Origin of the sequence: Micromonospora sp. NPDC002389 (assembly GCF_040296095.1) — a bacterium.
Classification (GTDB): Bacteria; Actinomycetota; Actinomycetes; order Mycobacteriales; family Micromonosporaceae; genus Micromonospora.
In genome coordinates, this window is sequence record NZ_JBEOWP010000002.1 from 327199 (window position 1) to 352536 (window position 25338).

The 25338-nt window shown below is 72.0% G+C and carries 23 protein-coding genes and 2 pseudogenes; 20 read left to right on the top strand and 5 right to left on the bottom strand.

The annotated features are described in order from the left end of the window. Positions 1 to 137: 137 nt before the first annotated feature. The 6 genes from ftsY to ffh all read left to right on the top strand — a co-directional run bounded on the left by ftsY (position 138) and on the right by ffh (position 8243). Complete coding sequence (gene ftsY / locus ABT008_RS04760) at positions 138 to 1322, top strand: signal recognition particle-docking protein FtsY (protein ID WP_350693650.1); 1185 nt, start codon at positions 138 to 140, stop codon at positions 1320 to 1322. A gap of 6 nt (positions 1323 to 1328) precedes the next feature. After that, entirely contained in the window at positions 1329 to 2192 is an 864-nt protein-coding gene (locus ABT008_RS04765) for an aminoglycoside phosphotransferase family protein (RefSeq protein ID WP_176092960.1), read from the top strand. Between the two features lie 180 nt (positions 2193 to 2372). Further along, positions 2373 to 3740 (top strand): ammonium transporter, encoded by a 1368-nt coding sequence (locus tag ABT008_RS04770; RefSeq protein WP_350693652.1) that lies wholly within the window; start codon positions 2373 to 2375, stop codon positions 3738 to 3740. Between the two features lie 25 nt (positions 3741 to 3765). Then, positions 3766 to 4104 carry a P-II family nitrogen regulator gene (locus tag ABT008_RS04775; RefSeq protein WP_176092961.1) on the top strand — a complete coding sequence of 113 codons (339 nt, stop codon included), beginning with the start codon at positions 3766 to 3768 and terminating at the stop codon, positions 4102 to 4104. A 10-nt stretch (positions 4105 to 4114) separates the two neighbouring features. Then, complete coding sequence (locus ABT008_RS04780) at positions 4115 to 6535, top strand: [protein-PII] uridylyltransferase (protein WP_350693653.1); 2421 nt, start codon at positions 4115 to 4117, stop codon at positions 6533 to 6535. A 163-nt stretch (positions 6536 to 6698) separates the two neighbouring features. Then, on the top strand, positions 6699 to 8243 hold the full coding sequence (ffh, locus tag ABT008_RS04785) for a signal recognition particle protein (protein ID WP_350693655.1): 1545 nt from the start codon (positions 6699 to 6701) through the stop codon (positions 8241 to 8243). Here the strand turns inward: ffh and ABT008_RS04790 are convergent. From ABT008_RS04790 to ABT008_RS04805, 4 genes are all read right to left on the bottom strand, one after another. After that, on the bottom strand, positions 8212 to 9522 hold the full coding sequence (locus ABT008_RS04790; protein WP_350693657.1) for a hypothetical protein: 1311 nt from the start codon (positions 9520 to 9522) through the stop codon (positions 8212 to 8214). The genes ffh and ABT008_RS04790 overlap by 32 nt on opposite strands. After that, on the bottom strand, positions 9512 to 11302 hold the full coding sequence (locus ABT008_RS04795; protein ID WP_350693659.1) for a hypothetical protein: 1791 nt from the start codon (positions 11300 to 11302) through the stop codon (positions 9512 to 9514). Before ABT008_RS04795 ends, ABT008_RS04790 begins: the two co-directional genes overlap by 11 nt. Beyond that, positions 11299 to 13203: an NB-ARC domain-containing protein gene (locus ABT008_RS04800; protein WP_350693661.1), complete on the bottom strand. Its 1905-nt coding sequence runs from the start codon at positions 13201 to 13203 to the stop codon at positions 11299 to 11301. The genes ABT008_RS04795 and ABT008_RS04800 overlap by 4 nt, the downstream gene beginning before the upstream one ends. 269 nt (positions 13204 to 13472) lie before the next feature. Then, positions 13473 to 13799 (bottom strand): hypothetical protein, encoded by a 327-nt coding sequence (locus tag ABT008_RS04805; protein WP_350693663.1) that lies wholly within the window; start codon positions 13797 to 13799, stop codon positions 13473 to 13475. A 178-nt stretch (positions 13800 to 13977) separates the two neighbouring features. Between ABT008_RS04805 and ABT008_RS04810 the strand changes: the two genes are divergently transcribed. The 13 genes and pseudogenes from ABT008_RS04810 to ABT008_RS04870 all read left to right on the top strand — a co-directional run bounded on the left by ABT008_RS04810 (position 13978) and on the right by ABT008_RS04870 (position 23455). Further along, the gene (locus tag ABT008_RS04810) at positions 13978 to 15057 is read left to right on the top strand and encodes an amidohydrolase family protein (RefSeq protein ID WP_350693665.1); all 1080 of its coding nucleotides are present in this window, start codon (positions 13978 to 13980) and stop codon (positions 15055 to 15057) included. A gap of 156 nt (positions 15058 to 15213) precedes the next feature. Continuing rightward, positions 15214 to 16620: a proline--tRNA ligase gene (gene proS, locus ABT008_RS04815; RefSeq protein WP_350693666.1), complete on the top strand. Its 1407-nt coding sequence runs from the start codon at positions 15214 to 15216 to the stop codon at positions 16618 to 16620. Between the two features lie 16 nt (positions 16621 to 16636). Continuing rightward, positions 16637 to 17284, top strand: coding sequence for a ribonuclease FAU-1 family protein (locus ABT008_RS04820; RefSeq protein WP_350693668.1), 648 nt, complete (start codon positions 16637 to 16639; stop codon positions 17282 to 17284). A gap of 252 nt (positions 17285 to 17536) precedes the next feature. Continuing rightward, a complete protein-coding gene (gene rpsP, locus ABT008_RS04825) occupies positions 17537 to 17986 on the top strand; it encodes a 30S ribosomal protein S16 (protein WP_350693669.1) in 450 nt (149 codons plus the stop codon). 1 nt (position 17987) lies between these two features. Then, the gene (locus tag ABT008_RS04830; RefSeq protein WP_117226727.1) at positions 17988 to 18221 is read left to right on the top strand and encodes an RNA-binding protein; all 234 of its coding nucleotides are present in this window, start codon (positions 17988 to 17990) and stop codon (positions 18219 to 18221) included. Positions 18222 to 18223: 2 nt separating this feature from the next. After that, a complete protein-coding gene (gene rimM / locus ABT008_RS04835; RefSeq protein WP_350694068.1) occupies positions 18224 to 18787 on the top strand; it encodes a ribosome maturation factor RimM in 564 nt (187 codons plus the stop codon). 17 nt (positions 18788 to 18804) lie between these two features. After that, a complete protein-coding gene (gene trmD, locus ABT008_RS04840; RefSeq protein ID WP_350693671.1) occupies positions 18805 to 19578 on the top strand; it encodes a tRNA (guanosine(37)-N1)-methyltransferase TrmD in 774 nt (257 codons plus the stop codon). A gap of 144 nt (positions 19579 to 19722) precedes the next feature. After that, positions 19723 to 20079 carry a 50S ribosomal protein L19 gene (gene rplS, locus ABT008_RS04845; RefSeq protein WP_117226724.1) on the top strand — a complete coding sequence of 119 codons (357 nt, stop codon included), beginning with the start codon at positions 19723 to 19725 and terminating at the stop codon, positions 20077 to 20079. A 183-nt stretch (positions 20080 to 20262) separates the two neighbouring features. Continuing rightward, positions 20263 to 21134: pseudogene (gene lepB, locus ABT008_RS04850) on the top strand (signal peptidase I). 9 nt (positions 21135 to 21143) lie between these two features. Further along, positions 21144 to 21779 (top strand): signal peptidase I, encoded by a 636-nt coding sequence (gene lepB, locus ABT008_RS04855; RefSeq protein ID WP_350693674.1) that lies wholly within the window; start codon positions 21144 to 21146, stop codon positions 21777 to 21779. Between the two features lie 61 nt (positions 21780 to 21840). Continuing rightward, positions 21841 to 22329 (top strand): NUDIX hydrolase, encoded by a 489-nt coding sequence (locus ABT008_RS04860; protein ID WP_350693676.1) that lies wholly within the window; start codon positions 21841 to 21843, stop codon positions 22327 to 22329. Further along, positions 22323 to 23135, top strand: a complete 813-nt coding sequence (locus tag ABT008_RS04865; RefSeq protein WP_350693678.1) for a ribonuclease HII — start codon at positions 22323 to 22325, stop codon at positions 23133 to 23135. The genes ABT008_RS04860 and ABT008_RS04865 overlap by 7 nt, the downstream gene beginning before the upstream one ends. Next, positions 23132 to 23455, top strand: coding sequence for a DUF2469 domain-containing protein (locus ABT008_RS04870; protein WP_007075222.1), 324 nt, complete (start codon positions 23132 to 23134; stop codon positions 23453 to 23455). Before ABT008_RS04865 ends, ABT008_RS04870 begins: the two co-directional genes overlap by 4 nt. 111 nt (positions 23456 to 23566) lie before the next feature. Here the strand turns inward: ABT008_RS04870 and ABT008_RS04875 are convergent, their stop codons facing one another. Then, entirely contained in the window at positions 23567 to 24220 is a 654-nt protein-coding gene (locus tag ABT008_RS04875) for a methyltransferase domain-containing protein (RefSeq protein WP_350693680.1), read from the bottom strand. Positions 24221 to 24732: 512 nt separating this feature from the next. Between ABT008_RS04875 and ABT008_RS04880 the strand changes: the two are divergent. Continuing rightward, positions 24733 to 25299, top strand: a pseudogene (locus tag ABT008_RS04880) (murein hydrolase activator EnvC family protein); the annotation flags it as partial. Positions 25300 to 25338 lie beyond the last annotated feature (39 nt).

The following is a 25338-nucleotide window of genomic DNA, read 5'->3' on the forward strand; positions in this document are numbered from 1 at the left end:
GTGAGGGGGGAACCTCTTCTTATTACCCCGCCGGCAGCCGTGGCATGACTGGCTGGGCGAGCCTACCGCTCCTGAGGTGGACGACCGGGGGGAGCGGTGGATGAGACGCCGTCGCGAGCATCTGACAGGATTTCGGCATGATGGATTACCTCCTCGTCGCACTCGCCCTGCTCGGCGTGCTGATCCTCGCCGGAGTCGGGCTGGTCGTGCCGCGGCTGCGCCGACGGCCGGAGCCGCCGCTGCCGCGTACGGAGGTCGACACCCGGGCCGAGGAGGACCTGGCCGGACCGCCGGTCGAGGCCCCGGAGTCCGATCTGTCCACCGGTGTCCTGGTGGAGCCGCCGGTCATCGAGGCGCCGCCGACCGTCGAGGTGCCCGAGCCGACCGCCGGGCGGCTGGTCCGGCTGCGCTCCCGGCTGTCGCGCTCGCAGAACGTCTTCGGCAAGGGCCTGCTCGGCCTGCTCAGCCGTGACCGGCTGGACGAGGACGTCTGGGAGGAGATCGAGGACAGCCTGATCACCGCCGACGTGGGCGTCGACGCCACCCGGGAGATCGTCGACCGGCTGCGGGAGCGGACCCGGGTGCTGGGCACCCGGTCGGTCGCCGAGCTGCGGACCCTGCTCGCCACCGAGCTGGTCAACGCGCTCGACCCGGCGCTGGACCGGTCCCTGCACACCACGCCCGCCGACGGCGTGCCGGCGGTGCTGCTCGTGGTCGGCGTCAACGGCGCGGGCAAGACCACCACCTGCGGCAAGATCGCTCGGGTGCTGATCGCGGACGGGCGCACCGTGCTGCTCGGCGCGGCCGACACGTTCCGGGCCGCCGCCGCCGACCAGTTGGAGACCTGGGCCGGTCGGGTCGGTGCGGAGACCGTACGCGGCCCGGAGGGGGCCGACCCGGCCAGCGTCGCCTTCGACGCCGTCAAGCGCGGCATCGACACCGGCGTGGACACCGTGCTGGTGGACACCGCCGGTCGCCTCCAGAACAAGGTCGGCCTGATGGACGAGCTGGGCAAGGTCAAGCGGGTGGTGGAGAAGCACGGGCCGATCGACGAGACACTGCTGGTGCTCGACGCCACCACCGGCCAGAACGGCCTGGAGCAGGCCCGCGTCTTCACCGAGGTGGTCAACGTCACCGGCGTCGTGCTGACCAAGCTCGACGGCACCGCCAAGGGCGGCATCGTGATCGCGGTACAGCGCAAGCTCGGCATCCCGGTCAAGCTGGTCGGGCTCGGCGAGGGACCGGACGACCTGGCGCCGTTCGACCCGGCGCAGTTCGTCGACGCGTTGCTGGGTGCCGAATCCTCCGGTCCGACCGCGTAACCTCGGGTGACCAGAGACGATCGCGCGTACGCGGGCTGGCGCGACCCGAGCCACCCGTCGCAGCGCCTCGGGAGACCGTACGTGACTTCGCAGGAGATCCCGCTGCACGGCGGGAACGTGAGCACCGTGGTGCGGGTGGGCGACACCGTCCGGCGCAACGCCGGGCCGTGGACACCGGCCGTGCACGCCCTGCTGCGTCACCTGGAGTACGTCGGGTTCACCGGCGCGCCCCGCGCCCTCGGCATGGACGAGCGCAACCGCGAGGTCCTGTCGTACCTGGAGGGGGAGTGCGGGGAGTACCCGCTGGCCCCGCACTGGGTCACCGACGAGGCGCTGGTCACCGTCGCCACCATGCTGCGGATGTTCCACGACGCGCAGTACGGCTTCGCCCCGCCGCCGCAGGCGGTGTGGCGCTCGTTCGGCCCGCCCCCGCCGGACACCGAGGTCATCTGCCACCACGACGCCGCCCCGCACAACGTGATCTGGCGGCCGGACGGCACCCTCGGGCTGATCGACTTCGACCTCGCCTCGCCCGGCGCGCGGATCTACGACGTGGCGTACGCGGCCTGGACCTGGGTGCCGATCTTCTCCGACCGGGACTCGATCACGCTCGGCTGGAAACACCCGGACCGGCCGCGTCGGCTGCGGCTGTTCGCCGACGCGTACGGGTTGATCCCGCGTGACCGGCACCGGCTGATCCGGACCATCCGCAAGCGGATCGTGGACCACGTGGAGGGCATCCGCCGGATGGCCGCCGCCGGGGAGCCCGCCTTCGTGCGGATCGTGCACAAGGGCCACCTGCGCCGGCCGATGCGGGACCTGCGGCTGCTCGACTACGAACGGCACGCCCTCGAGTACGCCCTGCGCTGATCCATCGGGGGAACGGGGTACGCCGGACGGCTGACCCGCCCCCCGCCGTGTCACCGAGGCGTCCGACGTTCTTCACACGTACGAAACAAGCCGTCACGGTTCGGAAACCACTCGGGGACCCTGGGTGAAACAGCCGACAATCAGGCTTCCGCGCAACCGGCGTACGGGCGATGCTGCGCGATGCCGGGAGGGAGGGAATACAACCCGAGAGGAGGCAGCGTGCCGGAGCTAGATTCTGGTGCCACCGCCTGGATTTTGACTTCTGCCGCCCTGGTGTTGCTCATGACGCCCGGCCTGGCGCTGTTCTACGGCGGCATGACGCGATCCAAGTCCGTGCTCAACATGATGATGATGAGCTTCGGGGCGATCGGCCTGGTCAGCCTGTTGTGGGTGTTCTACGGCTACAGCATCGCATTCGGCGAGGACATTGGCGGGATCACTGGAGATCTCTCCTTCGTCGGCCTTCGCGGCATGTTGGAGAGCGGCACCGAGGGCGGTATTCCCGACCTTCTGTTCGCCGGTTTCCAGTTGATGTTCGCGGTGATCACCGTCGCGCTGATCAGCGGCGCGATCGCCGACCGGGCCAAGTTCGGCCCGTGGCTGCTCTTCGCCGGCCTGTGGGCCACCCTGGTCTACTTCCCGGTCGCGCACTGGGTGTGGGGCGGCGGCTGGATCGGCGAGCTGGGCGTGCTCGACTTCGCCGGTGGCACCGCGGTGCACATCAACGCCGGTGCTGCGGCCCTGGCCCTGGCGCTGGTGCTCGGCCGACGGGTCGGCTGGCCCAAGGACAAGTTCAAGCCGCACAACCTGCCGATGGTGCTGCTCGGTGCGGCGCTGCTCTGGTTCGGCTGGTTCGGCTTCAACGCCGGCTCGGCGGGTGCCGCCGACGGCGCCGCCGCCGTCTCGCTGATCAACACGCAGGTCGCCACCGCTGCGGCGGTGCTCGGCTGGATCGTGGTGGAGTGGCTCCGCGACGGCAAGCCGACCACGCTCGGCGCGGCCTCCGGTGCGATCGCCGGCCTGGTCGGCATCACCCCGGCCTGTGCGTTCCTGGAGCCGCTGGGCGCGATCGCCCTCGGCCTCATCGCCGGTGCGGTCTGCGCGCTCGCCGTGGGCCTGAAGTACAAGCTCAAGTACGACGACTCGCTCGACGTGGTGGCCGTGCACATGGTCGGCGGCATCATCGGCTCGCTGCTCATCGGCTTCCTGGCCATCGAGGTGCTGGCCGGCGAGGGCAACGCCGGTCTGCTCTACGGCGGCGGCATCAAGCTGCTCGGCCTGCAGACGATCGGTGTGGTCGCGGTGCTGGCGTACTCGTTCGTGGTCGCCTACATCATCGGCTTCGCGATCGAGAAGACCATCGGCTTCCGGCTCAGCCCCGAGGCCGAGGTCGAGGGTATCGACAACGCCGAGCACGCGGAGAGCGCGTACGAGTTCAGCTCCACCGGCGGTGGCGGTGGCGGAGCGTTCGCCGCCGCGGGCCTCACCCCCTCGGCGAAGCCGAAGAGTGAGCCCACCGAAGCGGTAAGCGAAAAGGTCGCCGGCTAACGTTCTCGGAATGGAGGGGTTGGACATGAAGCTGGTGACCGCGGTCATCAAGCCGCACCAGTTGGACGCCGTCAAGGAAGCCCTGCACACGCTGGGCGTGGCCGGGTTGACCGTGAGCGAGGTCCAGGGCTACGGACGGCAGAAGGGCCACACCGAGGTCTACCGGGGTGCCGAGTACACGGTCGAGTTCCTGCCCAAGATCCGGGTCGAGGTGCTGACCGACGAGATCGACGTCGACAAGATCGTCGACGCGGTGGTCGGTGCCGCCCGGACGGGCAAGATCGGTGACGGCAAGGTCTGGGTGACCGGAGTCGAGGAGGTCGTCCGGGTCCGCACCGGTGAGCGCGGCCTGGACGCCCTGTAGGACACCGTCGATGACCTCGTTGACCGGGAGGGCGGCCGTGGAGAGTGACGGCGGAACGACACCTCCGGTCGACGAGGTCGTCGGCGTACCGGCCGGGATCGGCGCCGCCGCGCGCCGGGCCCGGGCCGACGCGTACGACGCCTGGCTGGCCCGGCTGCTGCCGGACCGGCCGGGCGTCGCGCTGCTCGCGGTCGGCGGACTGGGCCGACGGCAGTGCGCCCCGCACGGCGACCTCGACCTGGTGCTGGTGCACGCCGGGGTGCCCGGCGTCGACGAACTGGCCGCCTCGCTCTGGTATCCGATCTGGGACGCCGGGCTGCGGCTGGACCACTCGGTCCGCACCGTGGCCGAGGCGCTGTCGGTCGCCCAGGACGACGTGAAGGTGGCCCTGGGCCTGCTCGACGCCCGCCTGGTCGCCGGTGACCCGGAACTCGCCGACACGCTGGTCAGCAGCGCGGTCGACCACTGGCGGCGCACCGCCGTACGCCAACTGGCTCCGCTGCGCCAGAGCGCGGCGACCCGCTGGCAGGCCCACGGCGAGCTGGCGTTCCTGCTCGAAGGCGACCTCAAGGAGGCGGCCGGCGGCCTGCGGGACGTCGGCATCCTCAAGGCCATCGCGCTCGCCGGCATCACCGACGCGCTACGGCCCGCCGTCCACGCCGCGCACCTGCGTCTGCTGGACACCCGCGACGCCCTGCACCACCAGCTCGGTCGGCGGGTCGACCGGCTGCTCGCCCAGGAACGCGCCGGGGTGGCCGCGCTACTCGGACTCCGGCAGGGGCCGGCCGAGAGCGAGGCGCGCCCGACTCCGCCCGGAGGTGCGGCGCACCCGGGTCCGCCCGATCCCGCGCCGGACCGGCGGGCGCAGGCCGAGGAGGGCGACGGTGACGCCCTGCTGCGCCGGGTGGCCGGCGACGCGCGCACCGTCAGCCACGCTCTCGACGACGCGTTCCGCGCCGCCGACCGGCTGCGTTCCGGCCGCCGTCGGGGTGCCGACGGTCGCCCGGTACGCCGTCCGGTCGCCCGCGACGTGGTCGAGCACGACGGGGAACTGGTGCTGGCCCGCACCGCCATCGGCGCCCGCCCCGACGCCAGTCTCTCGCTGCGGGTGGCCGCCGCGGCGGCGGTCACCGGGCTGCCGATCGCCCGGGCCACCTGCGAGTGGCTGGCCGCGTACTGCCCGCCGTTGCCGACGCCCTGGCCGGTCGAGGCGCGGGCCGCGCTGACCACGCTGCTGGGTGCGGGCGCGGGCCTGCTGCCGGCCTGGGAGACCTGCGACCGGTACGGCCTGATCGACGGCTGGCTGCCGGAGTGGACCCGGCTGCGCAGCCTGCCCCAGCACAACCCGGTGCACCGCTTCACCCTGGACCGGCACCTGGTGCAGACCGCGTACGAGGCCAGCCGGCACACCCGGGACGTGGACCGGCCGGACCTGCTGCTGCTCGGCGCGTTCCTGCACGACATCGGCAAGGGCCTGCCGGGCGAAGGTGCCGCCGGGCGGCCCGGCAGGCACGAGCCCGCCGGCACCTTCGCAGATCACTCGACCGTGGGCGCGCCGATCGCCGAGGCGATGGCCACCCGGATCGGCCTGCCCGAGCCGGAGGCGGCACTGATCGGCACGCTGGTCCGGCTGCACCTGGTGCTGCCCGAGGTGGCCACCCGGCGGGACCTCGCCGACCCGGTGACCATCTCCCGGGTGGCCGAGGCGGTCGGCGACGTGACCACCCTCGACCTGCTGTACGCGCTGGTCCGCGCGGACGCCGCCGCCACCGGACCGGGTGCCTGGTCGGACTGGAAGGGGCGACTGGTCGCCGAGTTGGTGGCCCGGGTACGCACCACGCTCCACACCGGCACCGTGCCGCCGCCACCTGCACCCGATCCGGCGCTGGTGGCGGGGCCGCTGCCGGTCGTACACCTGACCGGGGACCAGGTGGCGGTGGCCGCGGCGGACCGGCGGGGCCTGCTCGCGACGGTGGCCGGTTGCCTGGCGCTGCACCGGCTGGAGGTGCTCGCCGCCGACGCGTCAACGGTGGACGGCCGAGCCCTGGTGGAGTGCCGGGTGCAGCCCCGGTACGGGTTGGCGCCGGATCCGGTCGCGCTCACCGCGGACCTGCGCCGGGCGGTCGGCGGCGACGTGTCGGTGACGCAGCGCCTGCGCGGACGGGCCGGACGGGGCACCGGGGCCGAGCCCCGGGTGGTCTGGCACCGGGACGCGGCCACCGACGCCGTGCTGCTGGAGTTGCGTGCCGCCGACGCGGCGGGCCTGCTCTATCGGGTGACCTCCGCGCTGGACGCGGCCGGTGCGCAGGTCCGGGCGGCCCGGATCGCCACCCTAGGCGGGGACGTGGTGGACGTCTTCTATCTCGTCGGCTCGTGGCCCTCCGACGCCGAGCGCGACCGCCTTGGAAGCGCCGTGCTCGCGGCGGTGTAAGGAAGGGCCCCCTACTAACGCCTCGTGTATAGGAGGGGTCCCCTCCTAACATCCAAGGCGGCGTGGAGCGGGGGTTCCGGCGGCCGGATACGCTAACGGTGGTCGGAGCGCTCATTCGGCCCCACTCGTGCTCGCCGGAACCACTGACAAACGGGATGTTCGTGTGTTTGACACCTTGAGTGACCGCCTCTCCGGGATCTTCACCAAGCTCCGCGGCAAGGGACGCCTCACCGACGCCGACATCGACGCGACCGCGCGCGAGATCCGTCTCGCGATGCTGGAGGCCGACGTCGCCCTGCCGGTGGTCAAGGGCTTCATCGCGAACATCAAGGAGCGGGCCCGGGGGGCGGAGGTCTCCCAGGCGCTCAACCCGGCGCAGCAGATCATCAAGATCGTCAACGAGGAACTGGTCGCGGTCCTCGGCGGCGAGGGGCGTCGGCTCCAGTTCGCCAAGCAGCCGCCGACGGTGATCATGCTCGCCGGCCTCCAGGGTTCCGGCAAGACCACCCTCGCCGGCAAGCTGGCCCGCTGGCTGCGGACCCAGGGGCACCAGCCGCTGCTGGTCGCCGCCGACCTCCAGCGCCCCAACGCCGTCGGGCAGCTCCAGGTGCTCGGTGGCCGGGCCGGTGTCGAGGTGTACGCCCCGGAGCCCGGCAACGGCGTCGGTGACCCGGTGCAGGTGGCGAAGGCATCCATCGAGCACGCCCGGCGGTCGGCCCGGGACGTGGTCATCGTCGACACCGCCGGTCGGCTCGGTATCGACGCGGAGATGATGCAGCAGGCCGCGGACATCCGGGACGCGGTCGAGCCGGACGAGGTCATCTTCGTCATCGACGCGATGGTCGGTCAGGACGCGGTGCGGACCGCCGAGGCGTTCCGCGACGGCGTCGGCATCACCGGCGTGGTGCTGTCCAAGCTCGACGGCGACGCGCGCGGCGGTGCCGCGCTGTCGGTCCGCGAGGTGACCGGGCAGCCGATCCTCTTCGCCTCCACGGGCGAGAAGCTGGAGGACTTCGACGTCTTCCACCCCGACCGGATGGCCAGCCGGATCCTCGGCATGGGCGACGTTCTCACTCTGATCGAGCAGGCCGAGGCGGCCTTCGACACCGATCAGAAGGAGAAGATGACCGCCAAGCTGATGGGCGGCGAGCAGTTCACCCTGGAGGACTTCCTCGACCAGCTCATCGCGGTACGCCGGATGGGCCCGATCGCCAACGTGCTGGCCATGATGCCGGGCATGGGGCAGGTCAAGGACCAGCTCGCCGAGCTGGACGACAAGCACTTCGACCGGATCACCGCCATCATCCGGTCGATGACCCCGGCGGAGCGCACCAACCCGAAGATCATCAACGGCTCCCGGCGGGCCCGGATCGCCAACGGTTCCGGTGTCACCGTGATGGACGTCAACCAGCTGCTCAACCGCTTCACCGACGCGCAGAAGATGATGAAGCAGATGGGCGGCATGATGGGCTTGCCCGGCGGCGGCCGACGCAAGGCGACCAAGAGCCCGAAGAACAAGCGCAAGGGCACCAAGGGTGGCAACCGGCCGCGCACCGGTGCCGGGATGCCCGGTGGCTTCCCGGGCGGCATGCCGCAGCTCCCGCCGGGGATGAACCCGGACGACCTGGCCGCCGGCCAGGGTCTGCCGCCGGGCTTCAAGCTGCCGAAGATCGACTTCAACAAGCTGGGTAAGCGGGACAAGCCCTAGTGCGGTCCGGCGGGGGCGAGGTGCCCGGCCACCGGTCGAAGTAGAACGGCAGCCACCGCAGACAGTGCCGTGCGAACGGCGTGGCGGCAGGGCAGACGCGCCTGCTGAACCCGGACAGCGCCACGGTGTCCGGGGGAGCGGTCCCGTGGAACAGGCCCGCCGTGGTGCTGAACACGCCGCGCCGGATCGCCGCCTCGACGCCGCTGGTCAGCACACCGGCGTCCAGGGCGTCCTCGTCGGCCGGTCGGCGCAGGAGTTCGCCCGCCACGGCGGGCAGGACGTTGTGGCACAGCACGGTGACCAGCTTCGGGTTGGGCGACAGGTCGATCACCGGGGACCGGTAGCCGGTCCGGTTGACGTACGCCTCGGTGAAGGGCAGCAGGACACGCGTCGTCCCCCAGTCGGCGGCCAGCCGGGCCGCTGTCGCCGACGATTCGGCGACGAGACGCAGGTGCGTGGCGAGCAGCGCGTATTGGAGGCGGGGCCGGCGGGCCAGCCGCTGTGCCAGGCGCAGTTCCTCGTCGGAGAAGCAGAGCCGACCCAGCATGCAGAGGCGGGCCAGATCCCGGACCTCGGCCTCGGTGAGGCGGGCGTCGGCGTCGGTGAGGCAGGCGTCGGTGTCGCGGGCGTCGGGGTGGTGGGTGTCGGTCGGCTCGGCAGGTGGCGGAGTGCCGGGGACGGGCTGCGGCGGACGCCGTCCGAGGCGGCCGGAGGCGAGCGCCTCGTGGAACGCCGCCAGGACGGCGCCGACCTCGGGGTGCCCGCCCTCGGGGCCCCGGCACTGCGTGACGAGATCCCGCCAGTGCGTCGAGAGCAGGTGCAGCACCTGCCGGCACGACTCGGCCGGTGACGTGCCCGATGCGGTCAGACGGTCGATGCTCCGGAGCAGGTGACCGGCGGGGGAGTCGGCCGCGATCGTGTCGCGGGCCCGGGCCGTGGCAGCGGAGGTGCTGCGCTCGGTGGAGACGGTGAAGTAGTCGTCCAACGCGTCGTGGTCCGCCGCCCCGAAGTGCACCGCCATCGGCTTGGCCCGGGTGACCCGCTGCCAGTAGTGCTCCCGCAGCGCCGCCGGGTCGTCCAGGAGCGGGCCGAGATGATCCGGACCCGGGTCACCGCGCGCCAGAGCACCGCGGACGAGCGACCGTACGAAGCGGTCGTTCTCGGCGACGACATGACCCGGGGCGCTGCGCAGCCACACCTCGGAGGCCAGTTTGGCGGTCTGCATCTCCTCGTTGACGTGCCGCAGGTAGCCGTCGAGTCGCCGCCGGTCAGGCCGCATCGGCGTCCCGACCGGTCGGTCCGGTCGCGTCGGCGCGCCGAGCTGTCGGTCTGGTCGCATCGGCGTCCCGGCCGGCCGGTCCGGCCTCGGCGCGCTGATTCAGGAACTCCGGTGCCACCAGCGCGGCGTACCGCGCGAACAGCCGTGCCGTTACCTGACGCGTGTCGTCGTCGAGCACGAGCAGGTCAGCGGCGAGCGCGGCGCTGAGCGCACCGAATCCGCTGGCGGTGACCAGCGAGTCCGGGTCGTCGACCCGCCGCGCGGTGCGTTCGAGGTCCAGCACGAAGCGGTGCAGCGAGTCGGTCACCCGGCGCCCGTCGGTCGGCCCCCAGGCCGGATGGACGCGCCCGGACGGAGCGGCACGCGGTATCGCCGTTTCGAGGACGCCGAGACAGCGGCACAACTCCGCCACCGCCTCGTCGTGCGATCCCGGGTCGGGTACGGGTGAACCCTGCCGCATCCAGTCGCCCCGTAACCGGGTCAGACAGTCGAGGATCTGCTCCGGTGCCATCTCCCGGATGACGATCCGGGCGCGCTTGCGGACCTCCTCGCTCATGTCCGCGTACAACGGCATGTTCAGGGGACCCTGGAGGTCGTACCGCATCCGCCGGACCAGGCGCTCGGCGGCGGGTTCGGCGGCGTCGCCGGCCAGGTCGGCCTCGCGGAGCCGGTTCAGCGTGACTCCCGCGCTCTGGCGGTCGTACCAGGTACGCAGTGCCTCACCGGCCAGGAGATGACGGTCGGTGTCGACCACCAGGCCGGGGCGGGCGAGCGACTGCCGTAGCGCGTCGACGATGCGGGTGACCTCGCCCCGAAGCAGGTCCAGGAAGCTCGGCCCGGCGGCTCCCGCCAGCAGGAACCGGTCGAGGTCCGAGCCGGTCAGGTCCGGTACGCCGAGCTGGTCGGTGCCGTCGTCGACCCGGTGGAAGGACGCCATGATCGCGCTGCGCGGCGCGCCGGTCGAGGTCCGGTAACGGTGATGGACCACCCGACTCGCGGCGAAGATCGTGTGACAGGGGGCGGTCAGGTCTTCGAGGTGGACGATGCGTGGCTGCCGGTCGTCGAAGAAGCGTGCCTGGGCGGCCAGCGCCTCGTCGACCCGGGTCTGGGTCGGGAAGATGCAACCGTCCTCGTCACTGGACGCGTCGCCGTCCGCGTCGACGAAGCACTGCCGGAAGAGCCGGTTCGTCCGGGGCAGGTAGGTGAGTCCCTGCCCGGCGGGGCCACGTTCCGTGCCCAGCGTCCAGGTCACGATCACCTTGAACTCGTCCATGAACGGGTTGTTGTCGATGTGCAGGGTGTTGTCCCGGGCGACCACGTCGACCGGCTGGGTGTCCTTGGCCCGCAGGTCCACGATCTTCACCGGCCCGCCGAGGGCGTGGGCGACGAGCGCGACCAGCAGCGGGTGGGCGAACGTCTCCCGGAAGTGCGGATCGTCGAGCAGCAGCGGCGAGTGACTCGCGTTCAGGTAGTTGTGCAGGGTGCCCCGGCTGCCCTTGGCGCTCATCTCCGCGTCGTACGCGGTGCGGGCCGCCTCGAAGCGGGACGTGGGCAGCAGACCGGCGAAGCTGAGCGCGCCCTCACCGCGCAGGTCGCGACTCAGGGCGACGAACGCCGCGGCGAGCCGTACGCCGTCCTCCTCGCTCCGACACGCCTGCCCGACGAGCGCCTCGACGTCGCGGCGGAATTCCTCGGCGGCCTCCGGCCGGCGCAACTGGCGGTACGCCTGCGGGCTCGCCAGCTCGTCGGCCGACACGATCGGCGAGTACCTGGCGCTCACGGCGCGGTCGTCCCGACCGTGAGCGTCGACCGGATCAGGTCGGGATGGCGTTCCAGACGTGCCAGGGCACGGCGGACCTCGTCGCCGGCGCCCTCGTCACCCAGCTCGGTGTAGGCGTTCTCCAACTGTCCGAGGATCGTCCGCACCGACCGTGCGTTGCCGAGCGAGTCCTCCACCCGCCACGCCCGCTCCCACCAGGTGCACGCCTGCTCCAGGTCGCCGGAGCGCAGACTGACGTCGCCGAGCAGACGCAGCGCCAGGGCCCGGCCGTAGGCGTTCTGCGCGTCCTCGCAGATCGACAGGCTGCGCACCCCGAGGGCGTGTGCCCACCAGTGGTGGCCCGTCTCGGTGAGCGCGCGGGCGGCGTCGTACAGACCGCGCGCCTCGCGTACCGGCTTGCCCGTCCGGCGCGACTCCCGGGCCGCACGCAGGCCCCACCGCAACGCCTCGACGTACTCGCCGGAGCGCAGCGCGAGTTCGGCCATGGCGTGTTGGGCGGAGGCCACCCCGCTGTCGTCGTGCTGCGCGGCGTCCAGCGCCATCGAGGCCCGCAACTCCGCCTTCGCGGCGTCCAGCCGCCCGACGTCGGCGAGGGCCCGGCCGAGAGCCCGCCGGGACAACGCCTCCATCGCCGGGTCCCCGGCGACCGACGCGGCGACCGCCGCCTCCTGGACGGCCAGTGTCCTGGTCACGTCCTGCCGCCAGTACAGGAACGTGTTCACCGAGCGGGCGAAACGGGTGACGAACGTGAAGTCCCCGGCGGCCATCGCCTCCTCGATGAGGAAGGTCAGCGACGGCGTCAGCGACTCGAACCAGGCCAGGGCCTCGGCTACGTCGAAGGGGGCGGCGTCGGCCAGGTCGGCCGTCTCCCGGTCCAGCGGCGACGGGTGCCGGTTGGGGTCGATGGCCCGGTCGGCGGCGTGGCTGAGCGCCAGGTGGACGACGCGGACCCGGTGCGCGTACGCCTGCTGCTCCTCGTCGTTCATCACCAGGGCGCGCGTCTCGGTCAGGTACGCCTTGATGATGTCGTGCATGCGGTACCGCCCCACCCCGATCTCGTCGACCAGGGAGGCCAGGCAGAGGGACTGGAGCAGACGGTCGCAGTCGCGCCGGGGCAGGTCGAGGATCAACGAGAGCACCGACAACGAGCAGTCGGTGCTCGGCAGCATCGACGCGACGTAGAGGGCGCGCTTGGCCGGCGCGTCCAGGTCCTCGACCGACCAGGAGATCACCCGTCCCACCTCGATGCCCAGCCCGGCCCCGTCGAGGAAGCGCAGCGGGTTGCGGTCCGACTCGATGCCCAGCATCGCGTCGCGTACCGTCCAACTGCTGTGGATGGCGAGCTTGGCCGAGACGATGGCGAGCGCCAACGGGTGTCCCTCCAGGAGTTCGACGATGCGTCGGGCGCTGCGGTCGCCCCGCTCGACCCGGACGAACCCGACTCGTTCGGCGAGGAGCTCGACCCCCTCGTCCGTGGTCAGCAGCGGAAGCTTGAGCACCTTGGCCTCGTGCCGGACGCTCATCTCCGGGATGGCGCGGCGGCTGGTGACCACCAGCCCCGACCCGTACCCGGGCACCAGGTCGCGCACCTGGTCGTAGGAGCCCACGTTGTCGACGATGACGAGGCACCGCCGGCCGGCGGTGGCGGACCGGAACACGCTGCCCCACTCGTCCTCGTTGTCCGGCAGGTCGCCCCGGGTGATCCCGAGCGTGGCCAGGAACGTGCGGACCGCGTCCCGGGCCTCGACCCGTGGCGTGCCGGAGTACGCCCGCATGTCGACGAAGAACTGACCGTCGGGATAGTTGTCGATGCGCGAGCTCGCCCAGGCCAGGGCGAGGGTGGTCTTTCCCGAGCCGGCCAGCCCCCAGAGCATGCAGGACCGGGACCCGGGTTCGCTCATGGCCTCGTCCATCGCCTGGAGGAGATGATGCCGGCCGACGATTCTTCCGATTCCACCCGGAAGCATGCGTGGAATTTCCGCCGACCACACCGTCGACCGCGATTGTTGGACGTAGATCGCCCCGGACGTCCCCACCTGGAGTACCTGGTTGGCGGTGAGTTCCTTGGCGACGTTGCGCGGCGTGTTCTCGTCAGCGGGGACCATACCTGCGCCCTTTCCGGCAACGGATTCCTGGCGTCGATCGGAGGCTTCCGGCTCGGGCCCGCTGATCACATGGTGACGTCGCCGACGTGCTGGGCCTGGATCAGCTTGCCCACCGTGCTGGAGGTGACCGAGTTGACCGCGCCGGTCGACACCGACACCTGCCGGAGTGCCTCCAGGAGTCGGGGATCCTCGGCCGCGTACGCCGAGAGCACCTCGACCAGTCGCGCGGTGTCCTCGTCGGACGGAACCCGGTGCGCGGTCCGCTCCAGGGCCCCGATGACCTCGTCCGGCTCGTTCCGGCGAAGGAATCGTTGTCGAATGGCGTCGACGATCGCTGCTCCGGACCCTTCTGCGATCTTGAGTAGTGCGGCGGAAACGATGGCCTCGATCATTTCGCGACTCCTACCGTCGAAGAACGGCCCACCCGTATGCGGCGAGGCAAAGATTACCGATGGACGTGACCGCAAGAAAGCCTCTTCCGTGCCGATCATCGTTCGGGAGAAACAATTCCCCACGCTTCCCACCTGCCCTGACGGCCGCGAGCACGCGGTGATCGGGTAGGACTGTCACATGGCTCTGCACGTGCGTGGTGTGCTCCTGCCCGACGACGAGGTACGCGACCTGTGGCTGGTCGGCGACCGGGTCACCTTCGATCCGGTGCCCGACGCCGAGACGGTGGTCGACGGCGGTTTCGTACTGCCCGGGCTGGTCGACGCGCACTGCCACATCGGCATCGCCCGGGGCGGTACGCCGATCGCCTCGCTCGACCACGCCCGCGCGTTGGCCCGTACCGACCGGGACGCCGGTGTCCTCGCGATCCGCGACGCCGGTTCGCCCTTCCCGTACCCGGAGCTGGAGGACGAGCCCGACCTGCCGCGACTGGCCCGCGCCGGTCGGCACGTCGCGCCGCCCAAGCGGTACCTGCGGGACATCGGGATGGAGGTCGACGCGGCCGAGGTGGCCGCCGCCGTGGCGACGCAGGCCGCCGCCGGCAACGGCTGGGTCAAGCTGGTCGGCGACTGGATCGACCGGGGCGTCGGCGACCTGGCCCCGGCCTGGGACGCGGCGACGATGACCGCTGCGGTGGCCGCCGCGCACGCCGCCGGGGTACGCGCCGCCGTGCACACCTTCAGCGAGTCCGCCGTGGAGATCATGGTGCGGGCCGGGGTGGACTCGGTGGAGCACGGCACCGGGCTGAGCCTCGACCTGATCGACCTGATGGCCCGGCAGGGCACCGCGCTGATCCCCACCATGATCAACATTCGGACCTTCGGCGGCATCGCCGACCAGGCCCGACCCAAGTTCCCCGGGTACGCCGACCACATGATCGCCCTGCGTGACCGCTTCCCGCAGGTGGTGCGCGCCGCGTACGAGGCCGGAGTGCCGATCTACGTGGGCACCGACGCGGGCGGCGGCATCGACCACGGCCTCGCCGTCGAGGAGATGCTGCTGCTGCACGAGCAGGCCGGCATGTCCCGCACGGACGTGCTCGCCGCCGCCTCCTGGGGCGCCCGCGCCTGGCTGGGCTTCCCCGGCCTGGTCGAGGGCGGTCTGGCCGACCTCTCCGTCTATCCGGAAGACCCCCGCCGAGACCTGAACGCCCTCCGCACCTCGACCCGCCTGATCCTGCGCGGCCACATCCTCCGCTGACCCCCTCCCCGACGGTCACCGCCCTTCCCCGACGCGGTCGATCAAGGAGTTCGGGTCGGGATCCGCGCCCGACGGCGACCCGAACCTCTTGATCAACTCGGGATGGTGGGGTGGGAGCGGGGGAGGGGACGAGAGGGGCGCATAGGATGTGCGGTCATGGCGCGTGTGCTGACTCCCCGGGCGGAGGACTTTCCCCGCTGGTACCAGGACCTCATCGCAAAGGCGAAGCTGGCCGACAACGGGCCGGTGCGAGGGACCATGGTGATCCGACCGGCCGGCTATGCCATCTGGGAGCGGATGCAGGCCGAGATGGACGACCGGATCAAGGCGGCCGGGGCGGAGAACGCGTACTTCCCGCTGTTCATCCCGGAGAGCTACCTCAAGCGTGAGGCCGAGCACGTCGAGGGTTTCTCGCCGGAGCTGGCGGTGGTCACCCACGGTGGCGGCAAGCAGTTGGCCGAGCCGGTCGTGGTGCGCCCCACCAGCGAGACGGTGATCGGCGAGTTCATGGCCAAGTGGATCGACTCGTACCGGGACCTGCCGCTGCTGCTCAACCAGTGGGCCAACGTGGTCCGGTGGGAGTTGCGGCCCCGGGTCTTCCTGCGCACCAGCGAGTTCCTCTGGCAGGAGGGACACACCGCACACGCCACCCGCGCCGACGCCCGCGCGTACGCCCGCCAGATCCTGCACGAGGCGTACGAGGACCTGATGGTGAACGTCCTCGGCATCCCGGTGGTGGTCGGGCTCAAGACGGCCCGCGAGCGCTTCGCCGGGGCCACCGCCACGTACACCTGCGAAGGCATGATGGGCGACGGCAAGGCGCTCCAGCTCGGCACCAGCCACGAACTCGGGCAGAACTTCGCCAAGGCGTTCGACATCAGCTACTCCTCCGCCGAGGGCGGCCGGGAACACGCCTGGACCACCTCCTGGGGCACCTCCACCCGGATGCTCGGCGGCCTGATCATGTGCCACGGCGACGACAACGGACTGCGGGTGCCGCCGAAGCTGGCGCCGGTGCAGGCGTACGTGATGGTGGTCAAGGACGGTGACGGCGTCGGCGCGGCGGCGACCAAGCTCCGCGACGCGCTGCGCGACGCCGGTGTCCGGGTCACGCTCGACGACCGCACCGACACCCCGTTCGGCCGCCGGGCCGTCGACGCCGAGCTGCGCGGCTACCCGGTACGCGTCGAGGTCGGCCCGCGCGACCTGGCCGCCGGGAACGCGGTCGTGGTGCGGCGTACCGACGGTTCGAAGGCGCCGACGCCCGTCGCCGACGTGGTCGGTGCGGTACTCGCCGCCCTGGAGGCCGACCAGCAGTCCCTGCACGACCAGGCGCTGGCCTTCCGCCAGTCACGCACGGTCGAGGTGGCGACCCTGGACGAGGCGCTGGAGGCGGCGGGCACCGGCTGGGCCCGGGTGCCGTGGTCGGCGGTCGGCGTGGCGGGCGAGGCGAAGGCCAACGCGCAGGGCGTGACCGTCCGCTGCCTGGTCCGCGCCGACGGCTCGGTGCCGGACACCGAGGACGAGCCCGACCTGGTCGCCATCCTGGCCCGCGCGTACTGAGGCACCGGTCACGACGGTGAGATTCCAGCCGGGCCGCCTGATCGTGCACCGCAACGTCCGGCGGGGCCGGATCGGGTGGGTGCGCCCGATGCGCGTGGTCAGTGACGACGAGCGCGGGCTGCTCCTCTGGCTGGCGCGGGACACGGCGGTGGCCGGCGAGGTCACCGAGGCCGGCGTGGGCATGCGGGGCGTCCCGTTCGCCGAGTGGATCGTGTCGACGTACCGGCTGTCGGCCGGCCGGTGGATGGGACCACCGCTGCTGAAGTTCCTGCCGACGGGCGCCGCCCACTCGGTCTGGTGGTTCCAGGACGCGCAGGGGTGCTTCGCCCACTGGTACGTGAACCTGGAGGAGCCCGGGATCCGCTGGGACGACGGCGACCTGGCCGGCGTCGACATCGTGGACCAGGACCTCGACGTGGTGGTGCGCCCCGACCTGAGCTGGGAGTGGAAGGACGAGGACGAGTTCACCGAGCGGCTCGCCTTCCCGGAGCACTACTGGGTGTCGGACGAGGCGGCGGTCCGGGCCGAGGGCAAGCGGGCCATCCGGACCGCCGAGGCGGGCGGATTCCCGTTCGACGGCACCTGGTGCGACTTCGTCCCGCCAGCGGAGTGGACCGTCCCGCCGGAGTTGCCGTCCGGCTGGGACCGTCCGCCGGCCCGCTGACCGCCGTCCGGGTGTGATCCGGATCACGTTCGAGTGGTGGTCGGTGTCGGGGGCAGGTCCGGTGTGAGGGATCCGGGACCGATCTGGCAGAATGGCTGGCTGGTATCCGGCGCGTGTCCGGCGCCCTCTAACCCGGGCGCGTCGCCAGTCCACCCGAGCGGTCTCCGGCCCAACCCCACTGTGCCGGTCGGCGTTCACCCATGCACACCGCCCATACCGGGCCGGTGATATCGCAACAGGAGCGAAACAACCGTGGCCGTAAAGATCCGGCTCCTGCGGATGGGCAAGATCCGCAACCCGCAGTACCGCATCGTCGTCGCCGACTCGCGCACCAAGCGCGACGGCCGGGCGATCGAGTTCGTCGGGATCTACCAGCCGAAGGAAGACCCTTCGGTGATCGAGGTCAAGTCGGAGCGGGTCCAGTACTGGCTGTCCGTCGGCGCCCAGCCGAGCGAGGCGGTGCAGCGGCTGCTGGAGCTGACCGGTGACTGGCAGAAGTACAAGGGCCTGCCGGCCCCGCCGCCGCTGAAGGTTGCCCCTGAGCGGGCCGACCGCAAGGCGGCGTACGAGGCCGAGGCGAAGGCCGCCGCCGGCCTGGCCGAGGCGCCGGCCAAGCCGGCGAAGAAGGCTGCCAAGGCCGCCGAGGCCGAGGCCCCGAAGGCCGAGGAGCCGGCCGCCGCCGAGTCCGGCGAGCAGGCCTGACATGGCACTGCGGCCGGCGTTGGAGCACCTGGTCAAGGGCATCGTCGACCACCCCGAGGACGTGCGCGTCCGGATGGTCGACTCCCGTCGGGGTAAGCGGCTCGAAGTCCGCGTGCACCCCGAGGACCTGGGCACCGTGATCGGGCGGTCCGGCCGGACCGCCAAGGCGCTGCGCCAGGTGATCGGCTCCATCGGTGGGCGCGGCGTGCGCGTCGACATCGTCGACTCGTACTGATGCTGCTCATCGTCGGCAGGATCGGCAAGCCGCACGGCATCCGTGGTGAGGTCACCGTGGAGGTGCGGACGGACGAGCCCGAGACGCGGTTCGCCCCCGGGATGGTGTTGACCACCATGCCGGGGGCGAACGCCGCGAACGGTCGAGGCGCTGCGCCCGCCGATCCCGGAGTGCCGTTCGAGGTGCCCGCCGAGCTGATCGTGGAGTCGGCCCGCTGGCACCAGGGGCGGATGCTGGTCGCCTTCGAGGGAGTGCTGGACCGTGACGTCGCGGAGGCGTTGCGCGGCACCCTGGTCGGGGTGGACAGCGCCGACGTCGCCCCGCCGGAGGACCCGGAGGAGTTCCTCGACCACCAGCTCGTGGGCTTGGCCGTGGTCACGCCCGACGGCGAGCGCCTCGGCGAGGTGGCCCGGATCGACCACGCGCCCGCCTCCGACCTGCTGGTGCTGCGTCGCCCCGAGGGGCGCACCGCGCTGATCCCGTTCGTCAAGGAGATCGTCCCCGAGGTCGATCTCGCCGGTGGTCGTGTCGTGGTCGACCCGCCCGGCGGCCTGCTCGACCTGTAGACCCGGGAGCACCCCTGATGCGCGTCGACATCGTGTCGATCTTCCCGGAGTACTTCGCCCCGCTGGACCTGTCGCTGGTCGGCCGGGCCCGGTCCAACGGCACGCTGCGGCTGGCCGTACACGACCTGCGGACGTGGACGCACGACGTGCACCGCACCGTCGACGACACCCCGTACGGCGGCGGGCCCGGCATGGTGATGCGACCCGAGCCCTGGGGTGCGGCGCTGGACGCGCTGGCCCCGCCGGAGTCGACGCCGCCCCGCCTGCTGGTGCCGTCCCCGGCCGGTGTGCCGTTCACCCAGGCGTTGGCGCACGAACTGGCCACCGAGCCGCACCTGCTGTTCGCCTGCGGCCGGTACGAGGGCATCGACCAGCGGGTACTCGACCATGCCGCGACCCGGATGCCGGTCACCGAGGTCAGCCTCGGCGACTACGTGCTCTTCGGTGGCGAGGTCGCGGTGCTGGTGATCCTGGAGGCGGTGACCCGCCTGCTGCCCGGCGTGCTCGGCAACGCCGGCTCGCTCGACGACGAGTCGCACGCGCACGGGCTGCTCGAGGCGCCGATGTACACCAAACCGGCGACCTGGCGGGAGCTGGAGGTGCCGGCGGTCCTCCGCTCCGGCGACCACGGCAGGATCGCCCGCTGGCGTCGGGACGAGGCGCTGGCGCGGACCGGTCGACGTCGTCCGGACATGCTCGCCGCGATCGACCCGAACAGCCTCGACAAGCGGGACGTGGCGGCGCTGGACCGGGCCGGATTTCAGGTGCCCGGGGCCGATGTGGCAAAGTAGGGGGGTTGCCGCAGACGCCTACGCCGTGGGCGGCTGCGAGGATCCCCGACCGGGGTCGGTTCCGGCCGGCCACCATCCGGAGATCAGTATCACCCATCCGCGCGCCGAGTGACGGTGCGCCGTGAGCCTCACGAGGACACCACGATGAACATCCTGGACGCCCTTGACGCCCAGTCGAAGCGCACCGACCTCCCCGACTTCCGTGCCGGTGACACCGTCAAGGTGCACGCCCGCGTCGTCGAGGGCAACCGGTCCCGGGTCCAGATCTTCCAGGGCGTCGTCATCCGCCGCCAGGGCGACGGGCTGCGCGAGACGTTCACCGTCCGCAAGCTCAGCTTCGGTGTGGGTGTCGAGCGGACCTACCCGATCAACAGCCCGGCGATCGACCGGATCGAGGTCGTGGTCCGTGGTGACGTCCGCCGCGCCAAGCTCTACTACCTGCGGGAGCTGCGGGGCAAGAAGGCCAAGATCAAGGAGCTGCGCGAGAAGCAGCCGAGCTGACATCGCGCTCCGCCACGCCGCCCGAGCTGCGCGTATGCCGTACCGGCCAGACCGCACTACCCTGGTCGGTACGGGCGCAGCGGGGCGGTGATCCGCCGGACAGGCGGATGGACCCCACTGCCGCCCGGGAGGTCTCGACGAGACTTCCGGGCGGTAGTCGTTTCTGCGGACCGGGGAGTGGGCGTGGTGCAGGCGCTTGACGACAGCGGCGCGGTCGATCCGTGGCGGCGACGCACCCGTCGCACCAAACCGCAGATGCCGCTCTGGCAGGAGCTGCCGCTGCTGCTCGTCGTCGCGTTCTGCCTCGCGGTGCTGATCCGCACCTTCCTGCTCCAGGCGTTCTTCATCCCCTCCGGGTCGATGGAGGACACGCTGCTGGTCAATGACCGGGTGCTGGTCAACAAGGTCGTCTACACCATGCGCGACCCGGAACGCGGCGAGGTGGTCGTCTTCCGCGGCACCGAGGAGTGGGTGCCACAGGTCGACACGCAGCCGCCCACCGGCTTCGCCGACAAGCTCGGCCGCACCATCGGTGACCTGGTCGGCGTCGGCCGGCCCGGCGAGAAGGACTTCATCAAGCGCGTCATCGGGCTGCCCGGCGACCGGGTGAGCTGCTGCGACGACCAGGGTCGGGTGCTGGTCAACGGCACCCCGCTGGACGAGTCGGCCTACGTGCTGCGGGACTCTCCGCTGGACCTGCCGCCGAATCCGGAGGAGTGCCGTTCCCGCCGGTTCGAGGAGATCGTCGTACCGCCCGGGCAGATCTTCGTGCTGGGTGACCATCGCCTGGTCTCGCAGGACGCCCGCTGCCAGGGCCCGGTGCCGATCGACAACGTGGTGGGCCGGGCGTTCGCGGTGGTCTGGCCGTCGGACCGCTGGCACTCGCTGCCGATCCCGGAGACGTTCGCCAGCGTCGCCCCAGCCGACGGTGCCGACGGTGCCGCGCCGCCGGTCCGACCCACGCCGGTGGGGGACGTCGTCCTGATCCTCCCGATCGCGGCCACGCTGACCGTTCTCGCGCGTTCCGGACGGTGGTCCTCGACCCGGCAACGTAGGCTCCTTCCGTGATTGACGAGCAGACCGACAAGTCGCGCCACTCGTTCTGGAAGGAACTGCCCATCCTTCTGGGGGTGGCGATCGTGGTCGCGGTACTGGTGCGAGCCTTCGTACTGCAGACCTTCTTCATCCCCTCGCCGTCGATGGAGAACACTCTCAAGATCGACGATCGGGTGCTGGTCAACAAGCTGGTGTACAACTTCCGGTCACCGCACCGGGGCGAGGTCATCGTCTTCAAGGCGCCGGTGGAGTGGAGTGGCAACCCGGCGGGGGAGGACTTCATCAAGCGCGTGATCGGCGTCGGCGGCGACCGGATCGTCTGCTGCGACGACCAGGACCGGCTGGTGATCAACGGTACGCCGCTGGACGAGCCGTACATCTTCTCCTTCGACGGACGGCGCGACAAGCCGGCGGACCAGGAGTTCGACGTGCAGGTGCCGCCGGGACGGCTCTGGGTGATGGGCGACCACCGGTCGGCCTCCGGCGACTCGCTGGAGCACTACCAGCAGTCCGGGCAGAACATCGACACGGCCACCATCCCCGAGCCGGACGTGGTGGGTCGGGCCTTCACGATCTTCTGGCCGGTCGATCGGGCCACCCTGCTGACCGTGCCCGAGCAGTTCGAGTCGATCCCGCAACCCTGACCCCGGGCGCCCGGCAACGGGTGGCGTGGGAGTTGTCGGCGGGGTCTGGCAGGCTATTGCCGTGACGGTCTACACCCCGAGGCGCGCGGCCCGCGTGCTCCTGGTCGACGCGGCGGGCAGGTTGCTGCTCTTCCGTGGTGTCGACCCGGCCCGACCGGAGCACGGCCGCTGGTGGTTCACCGCCGGTGGTGGCCTCGACCCCGGGGAGACGTACGCCGAGGGCGCCGCCCGTGAGTTGGCCGAGGAGACCGGGTTGCGGCTGTCCGTGGCCGAGATCGGCGAGCCGGTGCACGCCGACCTGATCGAGTTCCCCTTCGACGGGGTGTGGTATCGGCAGGAGCAGCAGTTCTTCCTCGTCCGGGTGACGGCGCACGAGGTCGACACGGCAGGCTTCAACGACATCGAGCGGGGCAGCGTGGACGGCCACCGGTGGTGGTCGACGGCGGAGTTGGCCGGCACCGACGAGCGGTACTACCCGCAGGACCTGCCGCAGGTGCTGGCCCGGGTGCTCGCCGACGGCCCGGCCGGGGCCTCGGGTGCGGCATGCTGACCCCGCCCCGCACCGTGGTGCGCCGAGACGCCGGTCTCTACGCGCTGGAACGCGCCCTGCAACGACGGGGCTTCCGGCACGTCGCCGGTGCCGACGAGGCCGGCCGAGGCGCCTGCGCCGGGCCGCTGGTGGCCGCCGCCGCGATCCTGCCCGAGGGGCGACGCGGCGAGATCGACGGGCTGGCCGACTCCAAGCTGCTCACCCCGGCCAGCCGGGAGCGGGTGTACGACGAGGTCGTCGCGCGTGCCCTGGCGTACGCGGTGGTGGTCGTCCCGGCCGAGGAGGTCGACGCCCGGGGGCTGCACGTGTGCAACCTGGCCGCCATGCGTCGGGCGCTCGCCTCGCTCACGGTGCGCCCGGAGTACGTGCTGACCGACGGGTTCGGCGTGGACGGTCTGGGCGTGCCCGGTCTGGCGGTCTGGAAGGGCGACCGGGTGGCCGCCTGTGTGGCGGCGGCGAGCGTGCTGGCCAAGGTCACCCGGGACCGGATCATGGTGGAGCTGGACGGGGTGCATCCCGGCTACGGCTTCGCCGAGCACAAGGGGTACGTCACCGCGGAGCACAGCGCGGCGTTGCGCGAGCGTGGGCCGTGCCCGCAGCACCGGTTCTCGTACGTCAACGTGGCCGCCGTCTCGGGGCGGGACGGTCGGCCGCCACGCTCCCGGCGGCCGCTGGGTGCAAGCCCGGACGAGCCGATGGAGCGCTCAGCCGCCGTAGGGGGTACCGTCGGCGTGGCGTTGGGCGAGCAGCCTCGGCCTCCGGCGTCGGTGGGGGAAGATGTGGTCATGGAAGGCGGAGTGCGATGAGCGCGGAAGATCTCGAGAAGTACGAGACCGAGATGGAGCTCCAGCTCTACCGGGAGTACCGCGACATCGTCCGTCAGTTCTCCTACGTGGTGGAGACGGAGCGCCGGTTCTACCTGGCGAACCAGGTCGACCTGCACGTGCGTAACTCCGACGGCGAGGTCTACTTCGAGGTCGAGATGCACGACGCGTGGGTGTGGGACATGTATCGTCCCGCCCGGTTCGTGAAGAACGTTCGAGTGATGACGTTCAAGGACGTCAACGTCGAGGAGCTGGAGAAGCCGGACATCTCCCTCCCCGCCGACTCCGGCTTCGGCGGCTGACCCGCACGTCCCCGCCCGCACGTCCCCGCCCGCACGTCCCCGCCCGCACGTCCCTGCCCGGACGGGCATCGCCGGTGACCCCCACCGCCGCGATCCGTCCACCGTGTCCGGTCAGCGGTCGACCTCGTCGGTCGGCCGCCCGGTGAACTCGAACATCGTCACCCCGCTCGGCAGCGGTCGGGGCGTACCGAGGAACCGGTGCACGCCCACCCCCACCCCGTCCGCCGGAGAGCTGACCGCCACCGGGGCGAAGCCCTCCTCGGCGAACCAGTCGCAGATCGCCGGCACCAGATCCGGCGCCCCCCGGTGCCGGGTCCAGAAGACCGTGCCGCCGGTGGCGCAGAGCGACGCGCAGTGGCCCACCGTGGCCCGGATGTCCGCCTCGGTGATGTTGCCGAAGACGCCGCAGACCAGCACCAGGTCGGCCGGGACCAGTCCGGCGTACGCGTCGGTGCGCGCCGCGTCCCCGGGCACCACCTCGACCCCGGGCAACCCGGCCCGTGCCACCGCCGCACGCGCCACCTCGACGTTGCGCGGATCGAGCTCCACCAGCCGGGCGGTCACGTCGCCGCCACGCGGGTGCGTCGCCAGCACCGGAATCAGGTCACGTCCCTGACCGGCACAGAGACTGACCGCCCGCAGTGGTCCGGGCCGTGCCGCGCCCAGCGCGGCGCCGATGCGGGTACGCACCTCCGCCAGCCGCCGAGACAGCGGCGAGGCGGGGTCGGTGTACTGGTCGTGCCAGGCGTACCAGTCGCGCGTCATCCCGTCGAGCCTAGGCCCGCTGCCATAGCAGATCAGCTCCTCCGGCGTGGGTTGTCCACAGGACGTCCCGCTGTCCACAGGCGAGGCGCGCGGGGCAGCCGGCCGGCGACCGTCCGGTCAGGATCGCCGACATGCCCATCCGGTCACTGATCAGACTCGTCCCTTCCGCTTCGGCGTCGCCTGTCCCTGCGCGGTCTGCCCTGGTGTGGTCCGCCTTGGTGCCGCGTGCCTCGGCGTGGTTCGCCTCGGTGCGGTCCGGCTCGGTGCGGTCCGGCTCGGTGGCTGGTTCGGGCGGGCGGGTGTCGGCGCGGGGTGGCGAGGTTGTGCCATCTCTTGCCGCGCTTGTGCGGCCGACGGTCACTCCGCGTCCCCTTGCGTGGCGGTGTCCCGTCGTGCGACCGGCCGGTGCGGCACGCCCGCGCTCGGCGGCCCGGCGCGGCGGCAGGCGGGGTGTCCTGCTCGCCGGTGTCGTCGCGCTGCTGCCGGTCCTGGCATCGCCAGCGGTCGCGGTCATGCCGCGTGCCGCTCCGGTGCGGACCGGGCTCGCGGCCGTCCCGCCTGTTGGCGCGCCAGTTCCGGACCTGCCGTCTGCGGCTGCCGCATCGCCCGCACCAGCCGTTTCGCTTCCGGTCGTGCCGCTCCGGGCTGCTCCGGAACGGTTGGTGGAGGCCGGGCGGTTCAGGTGGCCGGTCGACGGTCGGCCGCACCCGGTGCGTCGGTTCGATCCGCCGCCCCGACCGTGGTTGCCCGGTCATCGCGGGGTCGACCTGCTCGCCCCGGCCGGTGCGACGATCCGGGCCGCCGGCACCGGCACGGTCCTGTTCGCCGGCATGGTCGCCGGCCGCCCGGTGCTCTCCGTGGCGCACCCGGACGGCCTGCGCACCACCTACGAGCCGGTCCGGGCGGATGTCACGGTCGGCACGTCGGTGTCGGCGGGAACCGCGCTGGGCACCCTGCTGCCCGGCCACGCCGGCTGCCCCGAGACGGCGTGCCTGCACTGGGGGCTACGCCGGGGCGACGACTACCTCGACCCGCTTGCGCTGCTCGGTCTCGGTCGATCCCGCCTGCTGCCGCTCGACCCGGACCCGTCAGGCGTCGGGTCCCGCTCCCCGACGAGC

Excerpts from the sequence above, each read along its gene's own strand:
- ftsY (WP_350693650.1), top strand. The coding sequence starts at position 138 with ATGATGGATTACCTCCTCGTCGCACTCGCCCTGCTCGGCGTGCTGATC.
- ABT008_RS04770 (WP_350693652.1), top strand. The coding sequence starts at position 2,373 with ATGCCGGGAGGGAGGGAATACAACCCGAGAGGAGGCAGCGTGCCGGAG.
- ABT008_RS04775 (WP_176092961.1), top strand. The coding sequence starts at position 3,766 with ATGAAGCTGGTGACCGCGGTCATCAAGCCGCACCAGTTGGACGCCGTC.
- ABT008_RS04780 (WP_350693653.1), top strand. The coding sequence starts at position 4,115 with ATGACCTCGTTGACCGGGAGGGCGGCCGTGGAGAGTGACGGCGGAACG.
- ABT008_RS04790 (WP_350693657.1), bottom strand. The coding sequence starts at position 9,522 with ATGCGGCCTGACCGGCGGCGACTCGACGGCTACCTGCGGCACGTCAAC.
- ABT008_RS04800 (WP_350693661.1), bottom strand. The coding sequence starts at position 13,203 with ATGAGCGAACCCGGGTCCCGGTCCTGCATGCTCTGGGGGCTGGCCGGC.
- ABT008_RS04805 (WP_350693663.1), bottom strand. The coding sequence starts at position 13,799 with ATGATCGAGGCCATCGTTTCCGCCGCACTACTCAAGATCGCAGAAGGG.
- ABT008_RS04810 (WP_350693665.1), top strand. The coding sequence starts at position 13,978 with ATGGCTCTGCACGTGCGTGGTGTGCTCCTGCCCGACGACGAGGTACGC.
- proS (WP_350693666.1), top strand. The coding sequence starts at position 15,214 with ATGGCGCGTGTGCTGACTCCCCGGGCGGAGGACTTTCCCCGCTGGTAC.
- ABT008_RS04830 (WP_117226727.1), top strand. The coding sequence starts at position 17,988 with ATGGCACTGCGGCCGGCGTTGGAGCACCTGGTCAAGGGCATCGTCGAC.
- trmD (WP_350693671.1), top strand. The coding sequence starts at position 18,805 with ATGCGCGTCGACATCGTGTCGATCTTCCCGGAGTACTTCGCCCCGCTG.
- rplS (WP_117226724.1), top strand. The coding sequence starts at position 19,723 with ATGAACATCCTGGACGCCCTTGACGCCCAGTCGAAGCGCACCGACCTC.
- ABT008_RS04865 (WP_350693678.1), top strand. The coding sequence starts at position 22,323 with ATGCTGACCCCGCCCCGCACCGTGGTGCGCCGAGACGCCGGTCTCTAC.
- ABT008_RS04870 (WP_007075222.1), top strand. The coding sequence starts at position 23,132 with ATGAGCGCGGAAGATCTCGAGAAGTACGAGACCGAGATGGAGCTCCAG.
- ABT008_RS04875 (WP_350693680.1), bottom strand. The coding sequence starts at position 24,220 with ATGACGCGCGACTGGTACGCCTGGCACGACCAGTACACCGACCCCGCC.